Annotated in this window: 10 protein-coding genes; 5 read left to right on the plus strand and 5 right to left on the minus strand. The window is 68.6% G+C overall.

Annotated elements, in window-relative coordinates; all coding sequences use genetic code 11:
- Positions 1–52: 52 nt before the first annotated feature.
- The 3 genes from DFR43_RS10520 to DFR43_RS10530 all read right to left on the minus strand — a co-directional run bounded on the left by DFR43_RS10520 (position 53) and on the right by DFR43_RS10530 (position 9588).
- Entirely contained in the window at positions 53–3256 is a 3204-nt protein-coding gene (locus tag DFR43_RS10520; RefSeq protein ID WP_133598436.1) for a transglycosylase domain-containing protein, read from the minus strand.
- A 117-nt stretch (positions 3257–3373) separates the two neighbouring features.
- On the minus strand, positions 3374–5527 hold the full coding sequence (locus tag DFR43_RS10525) for a putative bifunctional diguanylate cyclase/phosphodiesterase (protein WP_133598437.1): 2154 nt from the start codon (positions 5525–5527) through the stop codon (positions 3374–3376).
- The gene (locus tag DFR43_RS10530; protein ID WP_133598439.1) at positions 5458–9588 is read right to left on the minus strand and encodes a response regulator; all 4131 of its coding nucleotides are present in this window, start codon (positions 9586–9588) and stop codon (positions 5458–5460) included. The genes DFR43_RS10525 and DFR43_RS10530 overlap by 70 nt, the downstream gene beginning before the upstream one ends.
- 324 nt (positions 9589–9912) lie before the next feature.
- Here DFR43_RS10530 and DFR43_RS10535 point away from each other — a divergent pair, with 324 nt between their 5' ends.
- Positions 9913–11568, plus strand: a complete 1656-nt coding sequence (locus DFR43_RS10535) for a methyl-accepting chemotaxis protein (RefSeq protein ID WP_133598441.1) — start codon at positions 9913–9915, stop codon at positions 11566–11568.
- Between the two features lie 71 nt (positions 11569–11639).
- On the opposite strand, the gene glmS is transcribed toward DFR43_RS10535, so the two are convergent.
- A complete protein-coding gene (gene glmS, locus DFR43_RS10540) occupies positions 11640–13544 on the minus strand; it encodes a glutamine--fructose-6-phosphate transaminase (isomerizing) (RefSeq protein WP_133598443.1) in 1905 nt (634 codons plus the stop codon).
- A gap of 144 nt (positions 13545–13688) precedes the next feature.
- Between glmS and DFR43_RS10545 the strand changes: the two genes are divergently transcribed.
- Together DFR43_RS10545 and DFR43_RS10550 are read left to right on the plus strand one after the other, a co-directional pair.
- A complete protein-coding gene (locus tag DFR43_RS10545) occupies positions 13689–14180 on the plus strand; it encodes an Lrp/AsnC family transcriptional regulator (RefSeq protein WP_133598445.1) in 492 nt (163 codons plus the stop codon).
- Positions 14181–14300: 120 nt separating this feature from the next.
- Entirely contained in the window at positions 14301–14759 is a 459-nt protein-coding gene (locus DFR43_RS10550) for an SH3 domain-containing protein (protein WP_133598447.1), read from the plus strand.
- A gap of 10 nt (positions 14760–14769) precedes the next feature.
- On the opposite strand, the gene glmU is transcribed toward DFR43_RS10550, so the two are convergent.
- Positions 14770–16170, minus strand: coding sequence for a bifunctional UDP-N-acetylglucosamine diphosphorylase/glucosamine-1-phosphate N-acetyltransferase GlmU (glmU, locus tag DFR43_RS10555; protein ID WP_133598449.1), 1401 nt, complete (start codon positions 16168–16170; stop codon positions 14770–14772).
- A 109-nt stretch (positions 16171–16279) separates the two neighbouring features.
- On the opposite strand from glmU, the gene DFR43_RS10560 reads away from it, so the two are divergent.
- Entirely contained in the window at positions 16280–17197 is a 918-nt protein-coding gene (locus DFR43_RS10560; protein ID WP_133598451.1) for a ketopantoate reductase family protein, read from the plus strand.
- 46 nt (positions 17198–17243) lie between these two features.
- Complete coding sequence (locus DFR43_RS10565) at positions 17244–18176, plus strand: exopolyphosphatase (protein WP_133598452.1); 933 nt, start codon at positions 17244–17246, stop codon at positions 18174–18176.
- The last annotated feature ends 13 nt before the right edge of the window (positions 18177–18189 follow it).

An 18189-nucleotide genomic window follows, 5' to 3' on the forward strand; every position in this document is an offset into this window, starting at 1 on the left:
TCATCGACGACCCACGGCGGCTGCAAGCCCAGCGCGCTGGTGAACAGAGCTTCTACGGCAATGCCCATGGACTCATCCTCCTGATCAAACCCGCCCGGTGGACATGTGCACAGGCCGGCCAGCGGCCTGCACACATGCCCACCGGGCTCGACGACCAGGAGTCATTGTGACTGTTGGGTTCCACACGAAATGACGAAGAGCCCGCATCAGCCACCGGCTCGGGGCAGGACTGGCCGCCGGACGGGGCCAGATACGGCAACAGCTGGGGGCCCAGGTTGCGCAACACCTGCACCGGCAGCGCCGAGGTGAAACGGTGCCGTGCCGCCTGCGGCCCCACCACGTAAGCGGTGACGGTGCCGAAGTGGCTGGGGCCGAGCGAGAACACGAAGGTGGCGGTGCGATTGAGCGCCATGCCGGGCCGCCCGCCGATGACGAGGCGGTTGTCGCCCGTGCCCGTCTTGCCGCCCAGCCGCCATTCGCCGCCATCGGGCAGGCGAAAGCCGCCAGCCAGCCGGCGCGCGGTGCCTTCGTCCACCACCTCGGCCAGCACGCGGCGCAGGGCCCGGGCCACCTCCGGCAGCATGACTTGCTCGCCCACCGCGTCCATGCGGCGCTGCAGCCGTGCCTCATAGGGCGTGTCCACGGCAAAGTCGAGAGCGGTGGTGCGGATGACGGGCTTGCGCACCCCATCGTTGACGATGATGCCCATGAGTTCGGCCAGCGCCGCCGGACGGTCGCCCGAGCTGCCCAGAGCCGTGGCCAGCGAGGGCACGAGTTGCGGGAAGGGGTAGCCCAGGCGAGCCCAGCGGCGGTGAATGTCCCAGAACGCTTCGACCTCCAGCATGGTGGCGATGCGGGTGTCCTGGGCCGATTTGGCCTGGGTGCGGAACAGCCAGCGGTAGACGGCCTGGCGTTCGGCGGCGCTGGCCTGCACCGCCTGCTCCCAAGTGGCGTCGGGGTGCTGCAAGCGGAAGGCCACGAGCCAGAGTTCCAGGGGGTGGACGCGGGCCACGAATCCGCGGTCGGGCAGGTCGAAGGCATCGGGCGCGTACTGGCGGTACAAACGCTCCAGGCGCGCCGGCGGTGGCGTGGCATCCCCGAGGCGGTCGCGCAGGAAGGCTTCCATCGCGTCGATGGGCGCTTCGGGCTCCAGGTAGCGGAAAACGGCCGCCAGCCGGTCGGCCGTGGGGCGCAGGCCCGCCAGCAAGCTGTCGCGGATGGCATCGGGCGTCAGGCCGTCGAGCTTGCGCCAGAAACGGCGCAGAAATACTTGGCCTTCCCGATCGGCGAAACGGGCCAGCAACGCTTCGCGCCGGGGGTCGTTCATGTCGGCCAGCAGGCGGGCCGTGCCGCCCTGGGTGTGGTACATGCTGTGGCGCACCACCTCGCGCAGCAGGCGCACGAAGGGCAGGTTCAGCGACTCCTGCATGGCTTCGCGCAGGGTGGGGTTGCGGCTGTCGTCTTCGCGCCGGAAATTGCTGAAGGTGTGCACGCCGCCGCCGGTGAAGAAGCGCTCGTCGGTGCTGGCCGAAAAGCGCCGCTGCAGGGCCGCTTCCAGCGTAGCGGTCAGGTCGGCATCGGGGTGTTCGCGCAGCCAGCCATGCACCCAGCGGGTAAGGGTGTCGTCGGGGTCTGGGGTGAATGCCTGGCGCTCGGCCGGGCCCAGGCTCCTGAGGCGCTCGTGGGTTTCGGCCACCATCTCCAGGTAGGTGGCCAGCACGCGCAGCTTGGCGGTGGAGCCCAGTTCGAGCTTGGAGCCTTCGTTGATGTCCAGCGGCTGGCCGGTGGTGTCGGTCTGCAGGCGGACCAGGTTGCCTTGGGGGGTGGCTTCCAGCAGGGTGAGGCTGTAGTGCACTTGGCCGAGGGTGTCGGCCCGCAGCAGCCGCTCGCCCAGCAGTTGCTGCCGGCGAGCAAAGTCGGCGTCCGTCAGGCGCAGCAGATAGTCGGAAGCGGCGTCTTGCAGCTCGCGGTGGAGGGTGGTGTGCACGTCCAGGTCCAGGCGGTCGAGCGTGTAGAGGCTGATGCCGAGTTGGGTGGCGAGCCGGGTGCGCACGGCGGCCGTGCCTTTGCTGGGCAGTTGCGGGCTCCAGGCGGGCTGCTGGGTGAAGTCGCGAAAGCGCAGCGGCTGGCCGAGCGCGGCGTCGCGCAAGGCGGGCTCGATCAGCCCGGCGTCGGCCATGAGGCGCAGGTGGGCGTCGGTCAGGCGGGCCAGCGCCTCACGCCCCGGCCCACGACCCAAGAACCACGAAGGGCGACGGTGCGCGATCATCAGCGCCACCACATGGCGCAGCGCCTGGGCCTGGGCCTGTCGCTCCTGGGGATCGGCGGCCACGGGCTGGCGCAGCCGGGCGTTGCTGTCGTCCCAGTCCAGGCCGAACCACACCCACAGGCCATCGCCCAGGCCGTGGACTTCGCCGTGGCGCGGCGCGGCGGCCAGGGGCACGGTGTTGAGGTAGTCGAGCACCAGGCGGCGGCGCACGGGCAGGGTGTCGGCACCGTCGCGGTAGGCCCGCACGGACGCGGAAATCATCTGGCGCAGCTTCTCGGCGGCGTCCTGGGTCCGGCCTTCGGGGGAATGGCGGTATTTCTCGATCTGCGTGGCCAGCGTGCTGCCGCCGGGCGCGTCGATGTCGTCATGGACCAGACGGCCCAGTTGGCCCAGCACGGCGCGGGTGAACCGCACCCAGTCCACGGCCGGGTTCATGTGGGGGCGGTCGGCATCGAGCAGGCCGCGGTTTTCGATGAACAGCAGCGCCTGCACCACGCGCGGGGGTATGGCCTCGAAACCCTCGTACTGGCGGTAGGGGTAGCGGAAGGCGTACATGGGTTCGCGCCGACAGTCCAGCACCGTCAGGCCGGCCTGGTTTTTCTCGTCGTAGGGCATGTACCAGCCACGGTCCACATGGGCGCGGGCGGCTTCGCTCCAACGGGCTTGGCGCGCCACGGCGTAACCACGCTGCTGCAGCTGCTCCAGATAGGCCGGCAAGTCCACATAGCCCAGCCGCTCGTTGTAGGGGCCGTGGCTGGGGTAGCGGCGCTCCTCGGGCGGCACCGGGCCTCGGGGCACTTCCCAGGTGAGGGCCTGGGCATGGCGGGTGAGCCAGCGGGCCTGGGCGTAGGCGTGGCGCATTTCCAGCCACAGGGCCACCCCGAGCGCCACGCACAAGCCGCCCACGACGATGGCCACCCACACGGGCCAGCCCATGCGCCGCCACCATCGCTTGCCGTCTGCCGTCTGGGCTCCCTGCCTGGTCATGTGGTTACCGTCTTGCCGTTCAAAGGATGTCTTTGTCGATCGTCCCGATTATGAACGGTTCCACGGCACGATTGCTGCATTGCAGCAATACAAACCCCGAAGGCCTTCGAGGAAACTTCAGGGAAAGGCGGCGTGCTGGCGCAGTTCGGCCGGTGGCATGGGGCGGGCCAGCAGGTAGCCCTGCAAGCGGTCACAGCCTTGGCTCAGCAGGAAGGCACGCTGCGCCTCGGTTTCCACGCCTTCGGCCACCACGTGCAGCCCCAGGTTGTGCGCCAGCGCGATGATGGATTTGCAGATGGCGGCATTGCCCGCATCGGTTTCCACGCCGTGGACGAAGCTGCGATCGAGCTTGAGCGCGTCGATGGGCAACACGCGCAGATAGCTCAGCGAGGAGTACCCGGTGCCGAAATCGTCGATGGCCAGCTTGACGCCACGCTCGCGCAAGGCGCCCAGGCGCTCCACGTTCTGCTCGACGTCCTCCATCAGCATGGACTCGGTGATTTCGAGCTCCAGGCATTCGGGCGGCATGCCGTGCCAGCGCAGCAGGTGATCCACCTGCTCGATGAAGCCGTCGCTGGCCAGTTGCGCGGCCGACAGGTTGACCGCCACCCGCAAGTCAGGCCGGCCGGTCTGTTCGTACCATTGGCGCCACTGGCGACAGGCCTGCCCGAGCACCCAGGCCCCGATGTCCCCGATCAGCCCAGATTGTTCGGCCACGGGAATGAAGCGCCCCGGCGCGACCCAGCCCTGCGCCGGGTGCCGCCAGCGCAACAGGGCCTCCACCGCGTCGAGGCGACCGGTGGCGGCATCGAACTGCGGCTGGTAATGGAGCACGAACTGCTCGGCCACGAGCGCGTGCCGCAGATCGGCCACCAGTTGGACCCGCTCCAGCAACGCCTGCTCCAGGCCCAGCGTATAGAACTGCAGGTTGTTGCGCCCCACGGCTTTGGCGTGGTACATGGCGGTGTCGGCGCTTTTCATGAGCTGCTCGGCGCTCTCGCCGTCCTGGGGATAGAGGGCCAGGCCGATGCTGGCGGTGGTGCGCAGGGTCAGGCCGTCGATGTCGCAGGGTTGCTCCAGCGCCTGCCGCACTTTCTCGGCCACCTGCTGGGCCGAGTCGCGGCCGTGCACCTGGCGCAGCAGGATCACGAACTCGTCGCCACCGAGCCGGGCCACCGTGTCACCGTGCCGCACCGCCTCCCGGAGCCGGGCCGCGATGGCGACGAGCAAGCGATCCCCCACGTCGTGGCCGTGGACGTCGTTGATCTCCTTGAAACGGTCCAGATCGATGAACATGAGGGCCAGCCGCTGCCGGTTGTGCGCCGCCTGCCGCACGGCCACATTGAGCTCCAGCGACAGCGACATGCGGTTGGCCAGCCCGGTGAGGCTGTCGTGGTGGGCGAGGTGGTAAATCTTTTCCTCGGCCTCCTTGCGCTCGGAGATGTCGCTGAAAATCGCCACGTAATGGCTGATCCGGCCGGTGGGGCCGCGCACGGTGTTGATGGAGAGCCATTTGGGGTAGATGGAACCGTCTTTGCGCCGGTCCCAGATTTCGCCTTGCCAGCAGCCATGCGCGCCCAGATCGCGCCACATGGCCTGATAGACCTCGGAAGGGGTCATGCCGGCCGACAGCATCCGGGGATTGCGCCCCAGCACCTCGGCCGGGGTGTAGCCGGTCAGGCGGGTGAACGCTTCGTTGACGGCGATGATGCGGTTGGCATGATCGGCGATGACGATGGCTTCGCGGCTGCTTTCGAAGACGGTGGCCATCACGTGCAGGCGCGATTCGATGCGCTGGCGCTGCGCCAGCTCGCGCTCCAGTTCATGGGCGCGCTCGCGGGCCGTCTCGGCCGCTTGCCACTGGGCCTGCTGCATCTGGCCAATGGCCGTGACCAGATGGCTGAGCTCATCGGGCCGCCAGGGCTCGCGCCGGCGCAAGCGCAGCGCCGCCGGCGCCTGCCCTGGGGCGGAAGGGGTGCGCAGATGGCGCGCGATGCGCCACAGGTGCCGCCCCACCCCGGCATAAAACAGCGCCACCACCCCCGCGGCCACCAGCACCGTGTGCAGCACATGGGTCAGCAGCGGCGGCTGCACGCCCCACCAGGCCAGCGCCGCGGCCACCAGCGCGCTCCAGAGCACGGCCGCCAGCACCAGCCGCCACACCACGCTGGCCGGGCCCAAGCTGCGCTGCAGGCACGCCTTCACGGCAACGGCGCGGCTTCGTCGGCCGGTGGCGGCGCGTTCATCGCCATCGGGTCTATCGTCTGACATCGGTCTTTGGCTCCCTGTTCACCCAAGCGGCTTTGCTCGACCGCCCGCCAGGCGGTTTCGAAATCGGCCTGGTCCACGGCCTCGCGCACAGCCGCCCAACCCGGCAACGGCGCTGCGCCATAGGCGGCTTCCAGACGGTCCATGCGCTCGAACACCGTCAGGTCGGCGGCGCGCAGCGCCTGTTGCAGCGCATCGAGTTCACGGGCCAGGTCGTCGGGGTGACGGGCAGCGCCTGCGCCCTCGACCCACTCGGGCAGCGTGACCATCGGCCCATCACCCGGTCCATCGCCGGCCCCCTCGGCATCGACGCGGCGCGCCGCGGCGTGGAGCGCCTCGCGCAAAGCCCGCGCCCGGGCCAGCACCGCATCGGAGGCCTCCTCCTCGGCCACCTCGGCCGCTTCGGCCTTGGCCTGGGTTTCGAGCGCCGCGGCGGCCTGGGCCAGATCGTCCAGGCCGAGATAGGCCGCCGCGCCCCGCAGCTGGTGCCCCACCGTCTGCAAGGCGGCCCGCTGGCGCTGCATCAGGCCGTCATCCAGCCGCTGCACATACTGCGGCACAGCACGCCGGAACGCGGCGCGGACATCGGGGGCTGGCTCGTCCCGCGGCGCTGGACGCGGTGGCGGTGGCTGTGGCATGGCCGGCCGGCGGCCGGCGGCCCGGGCATGGGCCACCCGCTCGGTGACGGTCTCGGCCAGCGCCTCCATCGTGAACGGCTTGGCCAGATGGGCGTCCATGCCGGCGGCCAGGCAGGCCTGCGCGTCGGTCACGGCCTGATTGGCCGTCATGGCGATCACCGGCAGATGGCGCAGGCGCGGCTCCTGCCGGATGCGGCGGGTGGCCGCCAAACCATCGAGCACGGGCAGTTCCATGTCCATGAGCACGGCGTCGAAACCGTCGGGCTCGGCACACAGCGTCTCGATGGCGGCTTGTCCGTCACCCACGGCCACCGCCTGGGCACCCAGCAGGCTCAGCACCTCCAGCGCCACGTCGCGGTTGAGCGCATCGTCTTCCACCAGCAGCACACGCAGCCCATACAGCCTGGCGGGCGCCGGGGCGGGCTCGGGCGCGGCGCGCTCCATCCCCTGCCGCACCGCACGCACCAGCATGCCGGGCGTCAGCGGCTTGATGAGCACGCTCTCCCAGCGCCAGCTGGCAGGCCGGCCCATGGCGCGAATCGCGTCGATGCCGCCGGCGCAGGCGGTCAACACCACCACGCGCTGCAGGCGCAAGGCGCCGCGCTCGCGCACCTGCTCCACCCAGGGCAGCGCCGCGTCTTCGGGGCCGGGCAGGCTGGCCACATCGACGAGCAGCAGATCGCACAGCGGCTTTGCCGCGCTGGCCTGCGCCAGCGCCTGTGCCGCCTCGGCTGCGCTGGCATAAGCCTGCACCTGCCAGCCCATGGCTTGCAGCAGGCGGCGCAAGGCCGCGCGGCTGCCAGCATGGCCATCGACCAGCCAGACGCGCAAGCCCGCCGGCAGGGCCGCTGCGGCGGCATCGGTCCAGGCGTCGGCATCCACCACTGGCAACAGCAGTTCGAACCCGAACACGCTGCCCGCCCCCGGCGTGCTGCGCACCTGCAATTCCCCGCCCATGAGGGCCACCAGCCGCTGGCTGATCATCAACCCCAGCCCAGTGCCGCCATGCTGTCGCGCCGTCGAGGCGTCCGCCTGCTCGTAGGGCTGAAACAGGCGCTGCCGCTGCTCAGCGGTGAGCCCCACGCCGGTGTCGCGCACCTCCAGCGCCAGGCGCACCGTCTCGCCGTGCCGCTCCAGCACCTGCACCCGCAGCACCACTTCGCCCCGCTCGGTGAAGCGGATGGCATTGACGCCCAGATTGATGAGCACCTGGCGCAGCCGCAGCGAGTCGCCCTGCAAGGCGCGGGGCAGTTGCGGGTCGATGTCGAACACCAGGTCCAGGGGCTTGTCGCCCAGCGTGCTCGACAGCAGGGCCGACAGCTCCGAGAACAGGGCATCGCTTTCGAACGGCTGCGGGTCCAGCGCCATCTTGCCGGCTTCGGCCTTGGAGTAGTCCAGGATGTCGTTGACCACGCCCAGCAGGGAGCGGGCCGCGCCCAAGGCCCTGTCGGCCAGATCCCGCTGGCGCTGGTTCAAGGGCGTGTGATGCAGCAGCTGCAGCAGGCCCATGACGGCGTTCATGGGGGTGCGGATCTCGTGGCTCATGTTGGCCAGAAACTGGCTCTTGCCGCGCGAGGCGGCCTGGGCCGCTTCGAGGGCGCGCTGCATTTCGGTCACATCGATGCGCAAGGCCACGTGAAAACCATCGGGCGTGCGTCGATCGACGAAACGAATCCAGCGGCCGCCCTCCATCGGGCAGAGTTCGCTGCAGTCGGTCTGGCGCGTCTTGAGCAGCCGCTGCCGCACCCACGCCTGGGGGTCCTGCCCCTGCGGGCGCAGGGTGCCGCGCTCCACGCTCAACTGCAGCACGTCCTCATAGCGCATCCCCAGCAGCAGGTCGTCGGGCTGGCGGAAGGCCATCGCACGATAGCGGTCGTTGCAGAACACCAGCCGCTCCTGGGTGTCGTAGAGGGCAAACGCCTCGCCCATGGCGTCGATGGCCGAGCGCAAAATGGCCTCGCTCTGCTCGACACGGCGCTGCGCTTCGACCTGCTCGGTCACGTCTTGCGCCGCGCCGATGACGCACGGGCCGCGGCCGGGCTGCGGCACATCGCCCACCAGGCGGATGTGCCGCCGGTGTCCGGGGCCGGTGGTGACTTCGATCACACAGTCAAACGACTGGGGCTGCGCCAGCACGGCCTCGCGCACCGCGTCCACCGCCGGGTTGCTGTGCGGCAGGGCATAGCCCATGACCCGCTCCACGCCCGAGGCGCGGTCCGGCTCGGCCTGCAACAGGTGCATGCACTCGGCCGACATGTAGAGCTGGCGCGAGCCTGCGTCCAGATACCATCCACCCACGCGGGCCAGCGCGCCGGTGCGCGCCAGCATGCGCTGACTGGCTTCCAGCGCGTCCTCGGCGCGCCGGTGGTGGGTGATGTCGGTGCGGATCGAGAGAAACCGTTCGATCCGCCCCGCCATGTCGAAAACCGGCACCACGAGGCTGTCCACCCAATAGAGGCGGCCGTCTTTGGCACGGTTGCACACCTCCCCGCGCCAGGGCTGCCCGCGGGTGATCGTCTCCCACATGTGCTGCCAGAACTCGGGGGGATGGTGCCCGGAGTTGATGACGCGGTGCGTCTGGCCGATCAACTCCCCCGGCTCGTAGCCGCTGATGTCCAGAAAGGTGGCGTTGACCCGCACGATCCGGCCGCTGCGGTCGGTCTCGGAGACGATGGCCAGGCGGTCGATGGCCCGGCGCCAGGCGGCATGCTCATGCTGCAGACGCTCCAGCACCGCGGCCACCGGCGCTGGCGCCGCCGCATCCTCGAACCGCGCCACATAGCCCCGGAAACGCCCCGGGGGATCGAAGCTCGGCATCAGGCTGGCCACGAAACGGCGGCGTCCACCTGCCGGCGGCAGCACCACATCGGCCGGCTGGCGCTGCTCCAGCAACCGCCCCGCCCGCTCCAGCTCCCAAGGCTCCAGCCCCTGCGCCTGCAACCAGTCGGTCAGCGGGCATTCATACACCTGCGCCTCATTGGCGCCCCATTCGGCCATGAAAGGAAGATTGATCCAGGTGATGCGCAAGCCACGGTCGGTGACGAGCAAGGGGTGCGGCGCGGCCAGCGCCACCCGGGACAGCACGGCCCAATCGGTGTGTCGGCGCCAGGCGTGGTTTTCCTGCCGGCGCCGGGCGCTGAGCAGCACCCACAGCGCGGCGCTGGCCAAGCCGCTGAGGCCCAGCCCCACCAGCCAGGCCAGCACGTGCCCAGACCACGTCAGCCCGTCGGCCCAGCCCCGCAGCTCGCCCGAAACATGCGCCGTCAGTCCCCCGCCCAGCGCCAGCACCGACAGCGGCAAGGCCCGCTGCCACCAGGCCAAGGGCTCCGTCGGCGCCTGCTCGCAAGGGGCGGGCGCCCGGGCCATGGCAGGCCGTGGCGGCAAGGTGTGCGGCCCTTCGGCAGCCGGGCGCGGCGGGGCGTTCACCGCACACCCCTCCCCTGATGTCCAGCGAACCATCGGCTGAATGACATGAACACTGACACGACTCCTCGCGGGAAAAACCCTGTCGATCGTAGGCCTTTTTCCGGGTTTTTCCAACCCGTCACGGCTTTTTTCTCGACACCCCCCGCAGTGTCAGGGCACATCTCGGGGCAGACCTGATGACAACTGTCGTCTTTGGCACACAGTGCACTTTGGCTGCGCTGCAGCCCCGCCTCACCCAACCGATAATCCCTCTCATTTCCAGGCTCGGGCACGACCCTATTCATCCCCCCGAGCCGTTATCTGGCGCAAACGGAGGATTGCCGCATGTCCATCAACAACCTGAAAATCGGCACCCGCCTGACCTTGGGCTTTGCCAGCGTGCTGGCGCTGCTGCTGCTCTCGGTGGGGCTGGGGATTTTCAGTCTGCAGCGCGTCGATCAGGACTTTGCCGACGCCACCGAACGGCAACGCCGCTCCGACCTGGCCGACGAATGGGCCGCGCTGGAACGGTTGAACGCGGATCGCCTGCTGGCCCTGGCACGGGCCAACAACGACCCTTCCCTGGCGGCCCACCTCACGCCGCTGATGCAGGAAACGAGCCAGCGCATCGACACCCTGCAAAAAGACCTGGAAGCCGCCGTGACCTCCACCGAAGGGCGCGCGCTGCTGGCCACCATCGGCCAGCAGCGCAGCCAGTACGCCGGTCTGCGCCGCGACTACTTCGACCTGCTGCGCAACGGCGACGCCGCGGCCGCCGACAACCTGCTCAACACCCGGCTGCTGCCGGCGCGACAAGCTTATTTACAGACCATCGAACAATTTCAGAGTTTTCAGGCGCAGCGAAACACGCAAGCCGCGGCATTGGTCTCCCGCGACATTGCCGCAGCCACCATCTACCTCGCTGTCATGGCGGCGGTGGCCCTGCTCATCGGCGTGGCCGCGGCCTATGTCATCACGCGCAGCGTCACCGCCCCCGTGCGGCAGGCCGTGGGCGTGGCGCAAACCATCGCCCAAGGCGACCTGACCTCGCGCATCAGCGCCCAGCGGGCCGACGAGCTCGGCGACCTGCTGCGGGCGCTGCAAGCCATGCAGGAGGCCTTGCAACGCATCGTCGGGGAGGTGCGCCGCAGCAGCGACGGCATCAGCACGGCGAGCGCCGAAATCGCGATGGGCAACCAAGACTTGAGCGCCCGCACCGAGCAAGCCGCCAGCAGCCTGGAAGAAACCGCCAGCAGCATGGAGGAAATCACCGCCACCGTGCGCCAAAGCGCCGACGCGGCCCGTCAGGCCAACCAACTCGCCAGCAATGCCGCCGAAGTCGCCCAGCGCGGCGGGGCGGTGGTCCATCAGGTGGTGGCCACCATGCAGGACATCGAAGCCAGCAGCCAAAAAATCGCCGACATCATCCAGGTCATCGACGGCATCGCGTTCCAGACCAACATCCTGGCGCTCAACGCCGCCGTGGAAGCGGCCCGCGCCGGCGAGGCCGGCCGCGGCTTTGCCGTGGTGGCCGGCGAGGTGCGCAGCTTGGCGCAGCGCAGCGCCCAAGCCGCCAAGGAGATCAAAGACCTCATCAGCGCCAGCGTGGAGAAAGTGGGTCAAGGCAGCGCCCTGGTGCAAAACGCTGGCGCCACCATGGCCGACATCGTCAGCAGCGTGCAGCGCGTCACCGACATCATCGGCGAAATCACTGCAGCGGCCACTGAGCAAAGCGAAGGCATTGGGCAAGTCAATGTCGCCGTCAACCAACTCGACCAGATGACGCAGCAAAACGCCGCCTTGGTGGAAGAAAGCGCCGCCGCTGCCCAAAGCCTGCGCGACCAGGCGCAGCGCCTGGCCCAGGTGGTGTCGGTATTCCGGCTGGATGGCCACGCCACCACGCTCGTGGAAGCCGCCCCGGCTCTCGCCGCCTCCACATCGCCGGCCGCCCGCGCCCTGCCGTCCGGCCAAGCCGGCGCGAAGCGCTTGACAGCCGCCTGATCCCCCCACAGCCACCCCCGATCGGCGGGGCCGCAGTCCACACCCTGGGCGGCCCCGCCTGCCGGACGGTCTTATTCCACCGTCACACTCTTGGCCAGGTTGCGCGGCTTGTCCACATCGGTGCCGCGGGCCAACGCGGTGTGGTAGGCCAGCAGTTGCAGCGGCACCACATGGAGGATGGGGCTGAGCACGCCGTAGTGCTCGGGCATGCGGATCACATGCACCCCGTCGGCGCTGCCGATGTGGGTGCCGGCATCGGCCAGCACATACAGCACCCCCCCGCGGGCCCGCACCTCCTGCATATTGCTCTTGAGTTTTTCCAGCAAAGCATCGTTGGGCGCCACCGTCACCACCGGCATGGCCTGGGTCACCAGCGCCAAGGGGCCGTGCTTGAGCTCGCCGGCCGGATAGGCCTCGGCGTGGATGTAGCTGATTTCCTTGAGCTTGAGCGCGCCTTCCAGCGCGATCGGGTAGTGCAGCCCACGGCCCAGGAACAGCGCATGCTCTTTTTGCGCGAACTGCTCGGCCCAGTGGATGATTTGCGGCTCCAGCGCGAGCACCGACTGCACGGCCACGGGCAGATGGCGCATGGCCTTGAGGTGGCGGGCCTCATCCTCGGCGCTCAAGCGGCCCTTGGCCTGGGCCAATGCCAGCGTCAGCAAGAACAAGCCCGCCAGCTGGGTGGTGAATGCTTTGGTGCTGGCCACCCCGATCTCGGCCCCCGCGCGGGTGATGTAGGCCAGCGCGCATTCGCGCACCATCGCGCTGGTGGCCACATTGCAAACCGTCAGCGTGTGACGCATGCCCAGGCTCTGCGCGTGGCGCAGCGCCGCCAGCGTGTCGGCCGTCTCGCCGCTCTGGCTGATGGTGACCACCAGCGTGCGCGGATCGGGCACGCTCGCGCGGTAGCGGTACTCGCTGGCGATTTCGACCTGGGTCGGGATGCGGGCGATCTCCTCCAGCCAGTACTTGGCCACACAGCCGCTGTAATAACTGGTGCCGCACGCCAGAATCAGCACCCGGTCGATGGCTTGAAACACCCGCCACGCGGCCATGGGCTGCTCGCCCTGCCCGTCGAACAGCTCTGGCACCACGCTCTCCACCCCCTCCAGGGTATCCGCCAAGGCCCGCGGCTGCTCGAAAATTTCCTTTTGCATGTAGTGGCGGTATGGCCCCAGCTCCACCGCGCCGCTGTGGGCCTGCACCGTCTTGACCGGCCGCTGGCCGGCATCCATGGGGCGGCCCTCGCGGTCCACGATCCAGTAGCGCCCCAACTGCACATCCACCACGTCGCCTTCGGCCAGGTACACGATCTGATCGGTCACCCCGGCCAGGGCCATGGCATCGCTGGCCAAGAAATGCGGCGCCGGCACGCCCGCTTCTGCCGCGCCCACCCCCAGCACCAGGGGCGAACCCGCGCGCGCGCCCACCACGCGCTGCGGCTCGTCTTTGTGAAACACCGCGATCGCATACGCGCCGTGCAAACGCGCCACCGCGCCGCGCACCGCCTCGAACAGGTCGCCGTCGTACAGCGCATCGACCAGGTGGGCGATCACCTCGGTATCGGTTTGGCTGGCAAACACGTACCCGCGGGCCTGCAGCTCGGCGCGCAGTTCGTCGTGGTTTTCGATGATGCCGTTGTGCACCAAGGCCACGCGCGCCGGGCGGTTGGCCGCATCGGCCCCGGGGCCGTGGCTGAAGTGCGGATGCGCGTTATGCACGGCAGGCGCGCCGTGCGTAGCCCACCGGGTATGGGCAATGCCCGTGCCGGCCCGCAAGCCTTCGGCGGCCACCTGGGCCTGCAAATCGGCCACCCGCGCCGTGCTGCGCGCGCGGTACAGCCCGGGCTGAGGCCCCTCGCTGCGGTACACCGCCACGCCACACGAGTCATACCCCCGGTACTCCAGCCGCTGCAAACCCTGCACCAGCACGGCCACCACGTCCTGCGCCCCCACGGCGCCCACAATGCCACACATGTCTGCGATGCCTCTTTGGTTGAATAGACGACCCGCTCATGCTAGAACGGACACAAAGAAATCGGTATTCATTTAATGCCTATCCGTGAAATAATCATTCATAGAAAGTACACAGAGAAATTTTTCGTCAAAAAATTTCTTCAAATGAATGAATATTTACTGGACGCCATCGACCTTCGGCTGCTGAGCGCTCTGCAAGCCGACGCTGGGCAAAGCAATCACCGGCTGGCTGCCGACGGCGGCGTCTCGCCCGCCACCAGCCTGCGGCGCATCCGGCGCCTCGAACGCCTGGGCATCATCGAGCGCCGGGTTGCCTTGCTGCACCCCCAGCGGCTGGCCGAGGCCGTGGGGCATGGCCTGACGGCCTTGGTGGAAGTGAGCCTGGACCGTCAAGGCGCCGAAGCCCTGGACGCCTTCGAGGCCCGCGCCATCGCCGAGCCGGCCGTGCGCCAGTGCTACCGCGTCAGCCCCGGGCCAGACTTCGTCCTCGTGGTGGCGGTGCGCGACATGCCGGCCTATCTGGCGCTGGCGCAGCGGCTTTTCACCGACGACGCCAACGTGCGCAACGTCAAGGCGTTCTTCAGCCTGAAACGGGCCAAGTTCGACCCCTCACTGCCCTTGCCCGAGCCTGCCTGAGCGTTCCAATGGCCCACTTGGCGGCCACTGCGCGCATAATTCTGGGAACCTCGGCCGGCGGGAAAGGTCGTTCCTTTCAACCTTTGTGTCCAACCGCGCCCGAAGAAGGAGGATTCCCGCATGCCCTCGATGGCCCACGTCCGCCGTTTCATGACCGCCGCCGCCCTGGCGCTTGCCACGCTCACCCCCACCTGGGCCCAGGAGCTGGTGAGCGTGCGCAACCCCAACGTCAACATGCGGGCCGGCCCGGGCACGAACACCGAGGTGCTGTGGAAACTCGCCCAGGGCTACCCGCTGCAAGTGCTGGAGCGCCGCGGCAACTGGCTGCGCGTGCAGGACTTCGAGGGCGACCAGGGCTGGATCGCCGCCAGCGTCACCACCAATGTGCCGCACCATATCGTCAAAGGCACCCGCGTCAACCTTCGCGCCGGCCCGGGCACGCAGCACGCCATCGTGGGCACGGTGAACTACGGCGACGTGCTGCGCACCACCCGGCGCCAAGGCGACTGGGTGCAAGTGCAGCACCCCAGCGGCCGCGGCACCGCCTGGATCGCCAGCAACCTGGTCTGGGGCTGGTAACGCCCCTGGCTCAAGGCCGCTTCTTCTCGGGCCGCTTCCAGTTGGGAATGCTCGACTGCTTGGCCCGGGCCACGGTCAGGGCGCCGGGCGGCGTGTCTTTCGTGATGGTGGAACCGCCGCCTATCGTGCCGCCTGCCCCCAGCGTGACCGGGGCGACGAGCACGCAATTGCTGCCCACATGCACGTCGGCCTCGATGACGGTGCGATGCTTGTGGGCGCCGTCGTAATTGGCGGTGATGCTGCCCGCGCCATAGTTGACGCGCTCGCCCACGGTGGCATCGCCCAGATAGGCCAGGTGGTTGGCTTTGGCGCCAGTGGCCAGCGTGGCGTTTTTCACCTCCACGAAATTGCCGATATGGACCTGCGGCCCCAGCACCGACCCTGGCCGCAACCGGGCAAACGGCCCCACCAGAGCCGACTCCCCCACCGTGACGCCCAGCCGCTCCCCATCGATGTGGGTGAACGGATGGATCACCGCGCCGGGTTCGATGCGGGCGTTCGCAATCACGCAGTGGGCACCGATGCGCACCCCGTCTCCCAGGAAGACCTCGCCTTCGAAGACGCAGTTCACATCGATCTCCACGTCCTGCCCGCAGCGCAGGCTGCCGCGCACATCCAGCCGCGCGGGGTCGGCCAGGCGCACCCCATCGGCCATGAGCCGCTCGGCCACCCGCCGCTGAAAGGCACGCTCCAACTCGGCCAACTGGGCCGGGCTGTTCACGCCGGCCACCTGCACCGGGTCATCGATGCGGTACGCCACCACCGGCACGCCATCGGCCACGGCGAACTTCACCACATCGGTAAGGTAATACTCGCCCTGGGCATTGTGATTGTCCAGCCGCGCCAACCAGCCCCGCAGCAGCCGCGTCGGCACGGCCATGATGCCGCTGTAAATTTCGGTGATGCGGCGCTGCGCTTCGCTGGCGTCTTTGTGCTCGACGATGGCGCGCACCTCATCGCCCTGCCCGCGCAAAATGCGCCCGTAGCCCGTCGGATCGGGCAAATCCAGCGTCAGCAGCGCCAGATGACGGCCCGCGCAAGCATCGAGCAGCGCCTGCAAGGTGGCCACTTCCGTGAGGGGCACATCGCCCGAGAGCACCAGCGTCACGCCGTCATCGGGCAGCGCCGGCATGGCCTGCTGCACCGCATGCCCGGTGCCCAACTGAGGTGATTGGCGCACGCAGCGCCAGGGCAAGCGCTGCTCATTCATCGCAGCCAGCGCCGCCTCCACCTGCTCGGCCTGGTGCCCGGTGACGATCACCGCCTGCCGCGCCCCAAGGCCCGCAGCCCGTTCAATGACATGCCCGAGCAACGCCTTGCCTGCCAAACGGTGCAACACCTTGGGGCGCGCGCTTTTCATGCGCGTGCCTTTGCCCGCCGCCATCACCACCACATCCACCGCCAATGTCATCGATCCTCCTGCTGCTGCGGCACCCCAGGCGCCATGGGCTGGGATTATCGGATACGCAGGCGGCGTCACTTTGTTAAGCTGCGGATGTTTGAAGCCCATCTGAACGCCTATGCGATTTGCCATCATGGGAGCCGGCGCGGTCGGCTGTTACTACGGCGGCATGCTCGCCCGCGCCGGTCACGACGTCACGCTGATCGGGCGGCCGGCGCATGTACAGGCCATCCAGCAGCAGGGATTGCGCCTGCAGACACGCGACTGGACCGAGCGCATCGCCCTGCAGGCCACGACCGATGCCAATGGCGTGGCCAGTGCCGACGTGGTGCTGTTCTGCGTCAAGTCCACCGACACCGAAACCGCTGGCGCCCAAATGCGCCCGCATCTGAGCCCCCAGGCCACGGTCTTGAGCCTGCAAAACGGCGTGGACAACGCCCCCCGCCTGGCCGCCGTGCTGGGTCGGCCGGTGATCCCAGCGGTAGTGTACGTGGCCAGCGGTATGGCCGGCCCGGGACACGTGCAGCACCACGGGCGGGGCGAGCTCGTCATCAGCCCTTACCCCGATGCAGACGCCTTCATCGCGGCCTGCGCCCAAGCCGGCATCGGCGTGACGGTGAGCGAAGAGGTGCAAGGCGCGCTCTGGGCCAAGCTGATCATCAATTGTGCTTACAACGCTCTGTCGGCGCTCACGCAGTTGCCCTATGCCCGCCTGGTTCAGCTCGAAGGCATGTGGGCGGTGATGCGCGACATCGAGCGCGAATGCTTGGCCGTGGCCGCGGCCGAAGGCGTGGCGGTGCCCGGCGACACCTGGGCCGCCATCGAAGGCATCGCCCAGAGCATGGCCACGCAGTTGTCCTCCACCGCGCGCGACCTGATGCGCGGCCACCCAAGCGAGATCGACCACATCAATGGCTACGTGATCCGGCGCGCCGAGGCACATGGCCTGCCCGTGCCGGCCAACCGGCTCCTGCACGCCCTGGTGCGTGCCCGCGAGGCCGGACACCCGCCGATGCCCACCGCTTCCGCGCCATAATGGCTCCGTCGGCAGCCTGCCCTAGCCCCATGCCCCGAGGAGTCCCATGTCTGAACAACGCTTCCGCCTCGTCACCCGCAGCGATTTCGACGGCCTGGTCTGCGCCGTGCTGCTCAACGAACTGAATCTCATCGACGACATCCTCTTTGTCCACCCCAAGGATATGCAAGACGGCAAAGTCGCCATCACCGGGCGCGACATCACCACCAACCTGCCTTACGTCCCGGCGGCGCACCTGGCGTTCGACCACCACGCGTCCGAGACGCTGCGCAACACAGGCGAACGCCCCAACCACATCATCGACGCCACCGCCCCCTCGGCAGCGCGTGTGGTGTACCGCCACTACGGCGGCAAAGCCGCATTTCCCCGCATCAGTGACGACATGATGGAGGCGGTGGACAAAGCCGACTCGGCCCAGTTCAGCATCGACGACATCCTCCACCCCCAGGGCTGGGTACTGCTCAACTACCTGATGGACTCGCGCACCGGCCTGGGGCGCTTTCGCAACTTCCGCATCAGCAACTACCAGCTGATGATGGATTTGATCAAATACTGCCGCGACCACACGATCGAGGAAATCCTCGCCTTGCCCGATGTGCAGGAACGCGTGATGCTCTACCGCGAACACGAGGACAAAGCCAAGGCACAGATCCGCCGTTGCGCCACGGTGCACGGCAATTTGGTGGTGCTGGACTTGCGACAGGAAGAAACCATCTGGGCCACCAACCGCTTCATGATCTATGCCTTGTTCCCCCAAACCAATATCTCCATTCACGTGATGTGGGGGCTTCAAAAGCAGAACACCGTACTGGCCACCGGCAAATCCATCATTGACCGCAGCTCGCGCACCCATGTGGGCGAACTGATGCTGGCCTATGGCGGGGGTGGCCACGAAGCCGCCGGCACCTGCCAAGTGGACAACGACCGCGCCGACGCCGTGCTGCAAGAGCTCATCACCCGCATCAATCGGGACGGCTGATCGCCTCACCGAC

This window comes from Tepidicella xavieri, assembly GCF_004363315.1.
Lineage (GTDB): Bacteria > Pseudomonadota > Gammaproteobacteria > Burkholderiales > Burkholderiaceae_C > Tepidicella > Tepidicella xavieri.

What these genes read in the sequence shown, in the direction of transcription:
- DFR43_RS10520 (WP_133598436.1), bottom strand. Translation starts at nt 3,256, where the DNA reads ATGACCAGGCAGGGAGCCCAGACGGCAGACGGCAAGCGATGGTGGCGG.
- DFR43_RS10525 (WP_133598437.1), bottom strand. Translation starts at nt 5,527, where the DNA reads ATGTCAGACGATAGACCCGATGGCGATGAACGCGCCGCCACCGGCCGA.
- DFR43_RS10535 (WP_133598441.1), top strand. Translation starts at nt 9,913, where the DNA reads ATGTCCATCAACAACCTGAAAATCGGCACCCGCCTGACCTTGGGCTTT.
- glmS (WP_133598443.1), bottom strand. Translation starts at nt 13,544, where the DNA reads ATGTGTGGCATTGTGGGCGCCGTGGGGGCGCAGGACGTGGTGGCCGTG.
- DFR43_RS10545 (WP_133598445.1), top strand. Translation starts at nt 13,689, where the DNA reads ATGAATGAATATTTACTGGACGCCATCGACCTTCGGCTGCTGAGCGCT.
- DFR43_RS10550 (WP_133598447.1), top strand. Translation starts at nt 14,301, where the DNA reads ATGCCCTCGATGGCCCACGTCCGCCGTTTCATGACCGCCGCCGCCCTG.
- glmU (WP_133598449.1), bottom strand. Translation starts at nt 16,170, where the DNA reads ATGACATTGGCGGTGGATGTGGTGGTGATGGCGGCGGGCAAAGGCACG.
- DFR43_RS10560 (WP_133598451.1), top strand. Translation starts at nt 16,280, where the DNA reads ATGCGATTTGCCATCATGGGAGCCGGCGCGGTCGGCTGTTACTACGGC.
- DFR43_RS10565 (WP_133598452.1), top strand. Translation starts at nt 17,244, where the DNA reads ATGTCTGAACAACGCTTCCGCCTCGTCACCCGCAGCGATTTCGACGGC.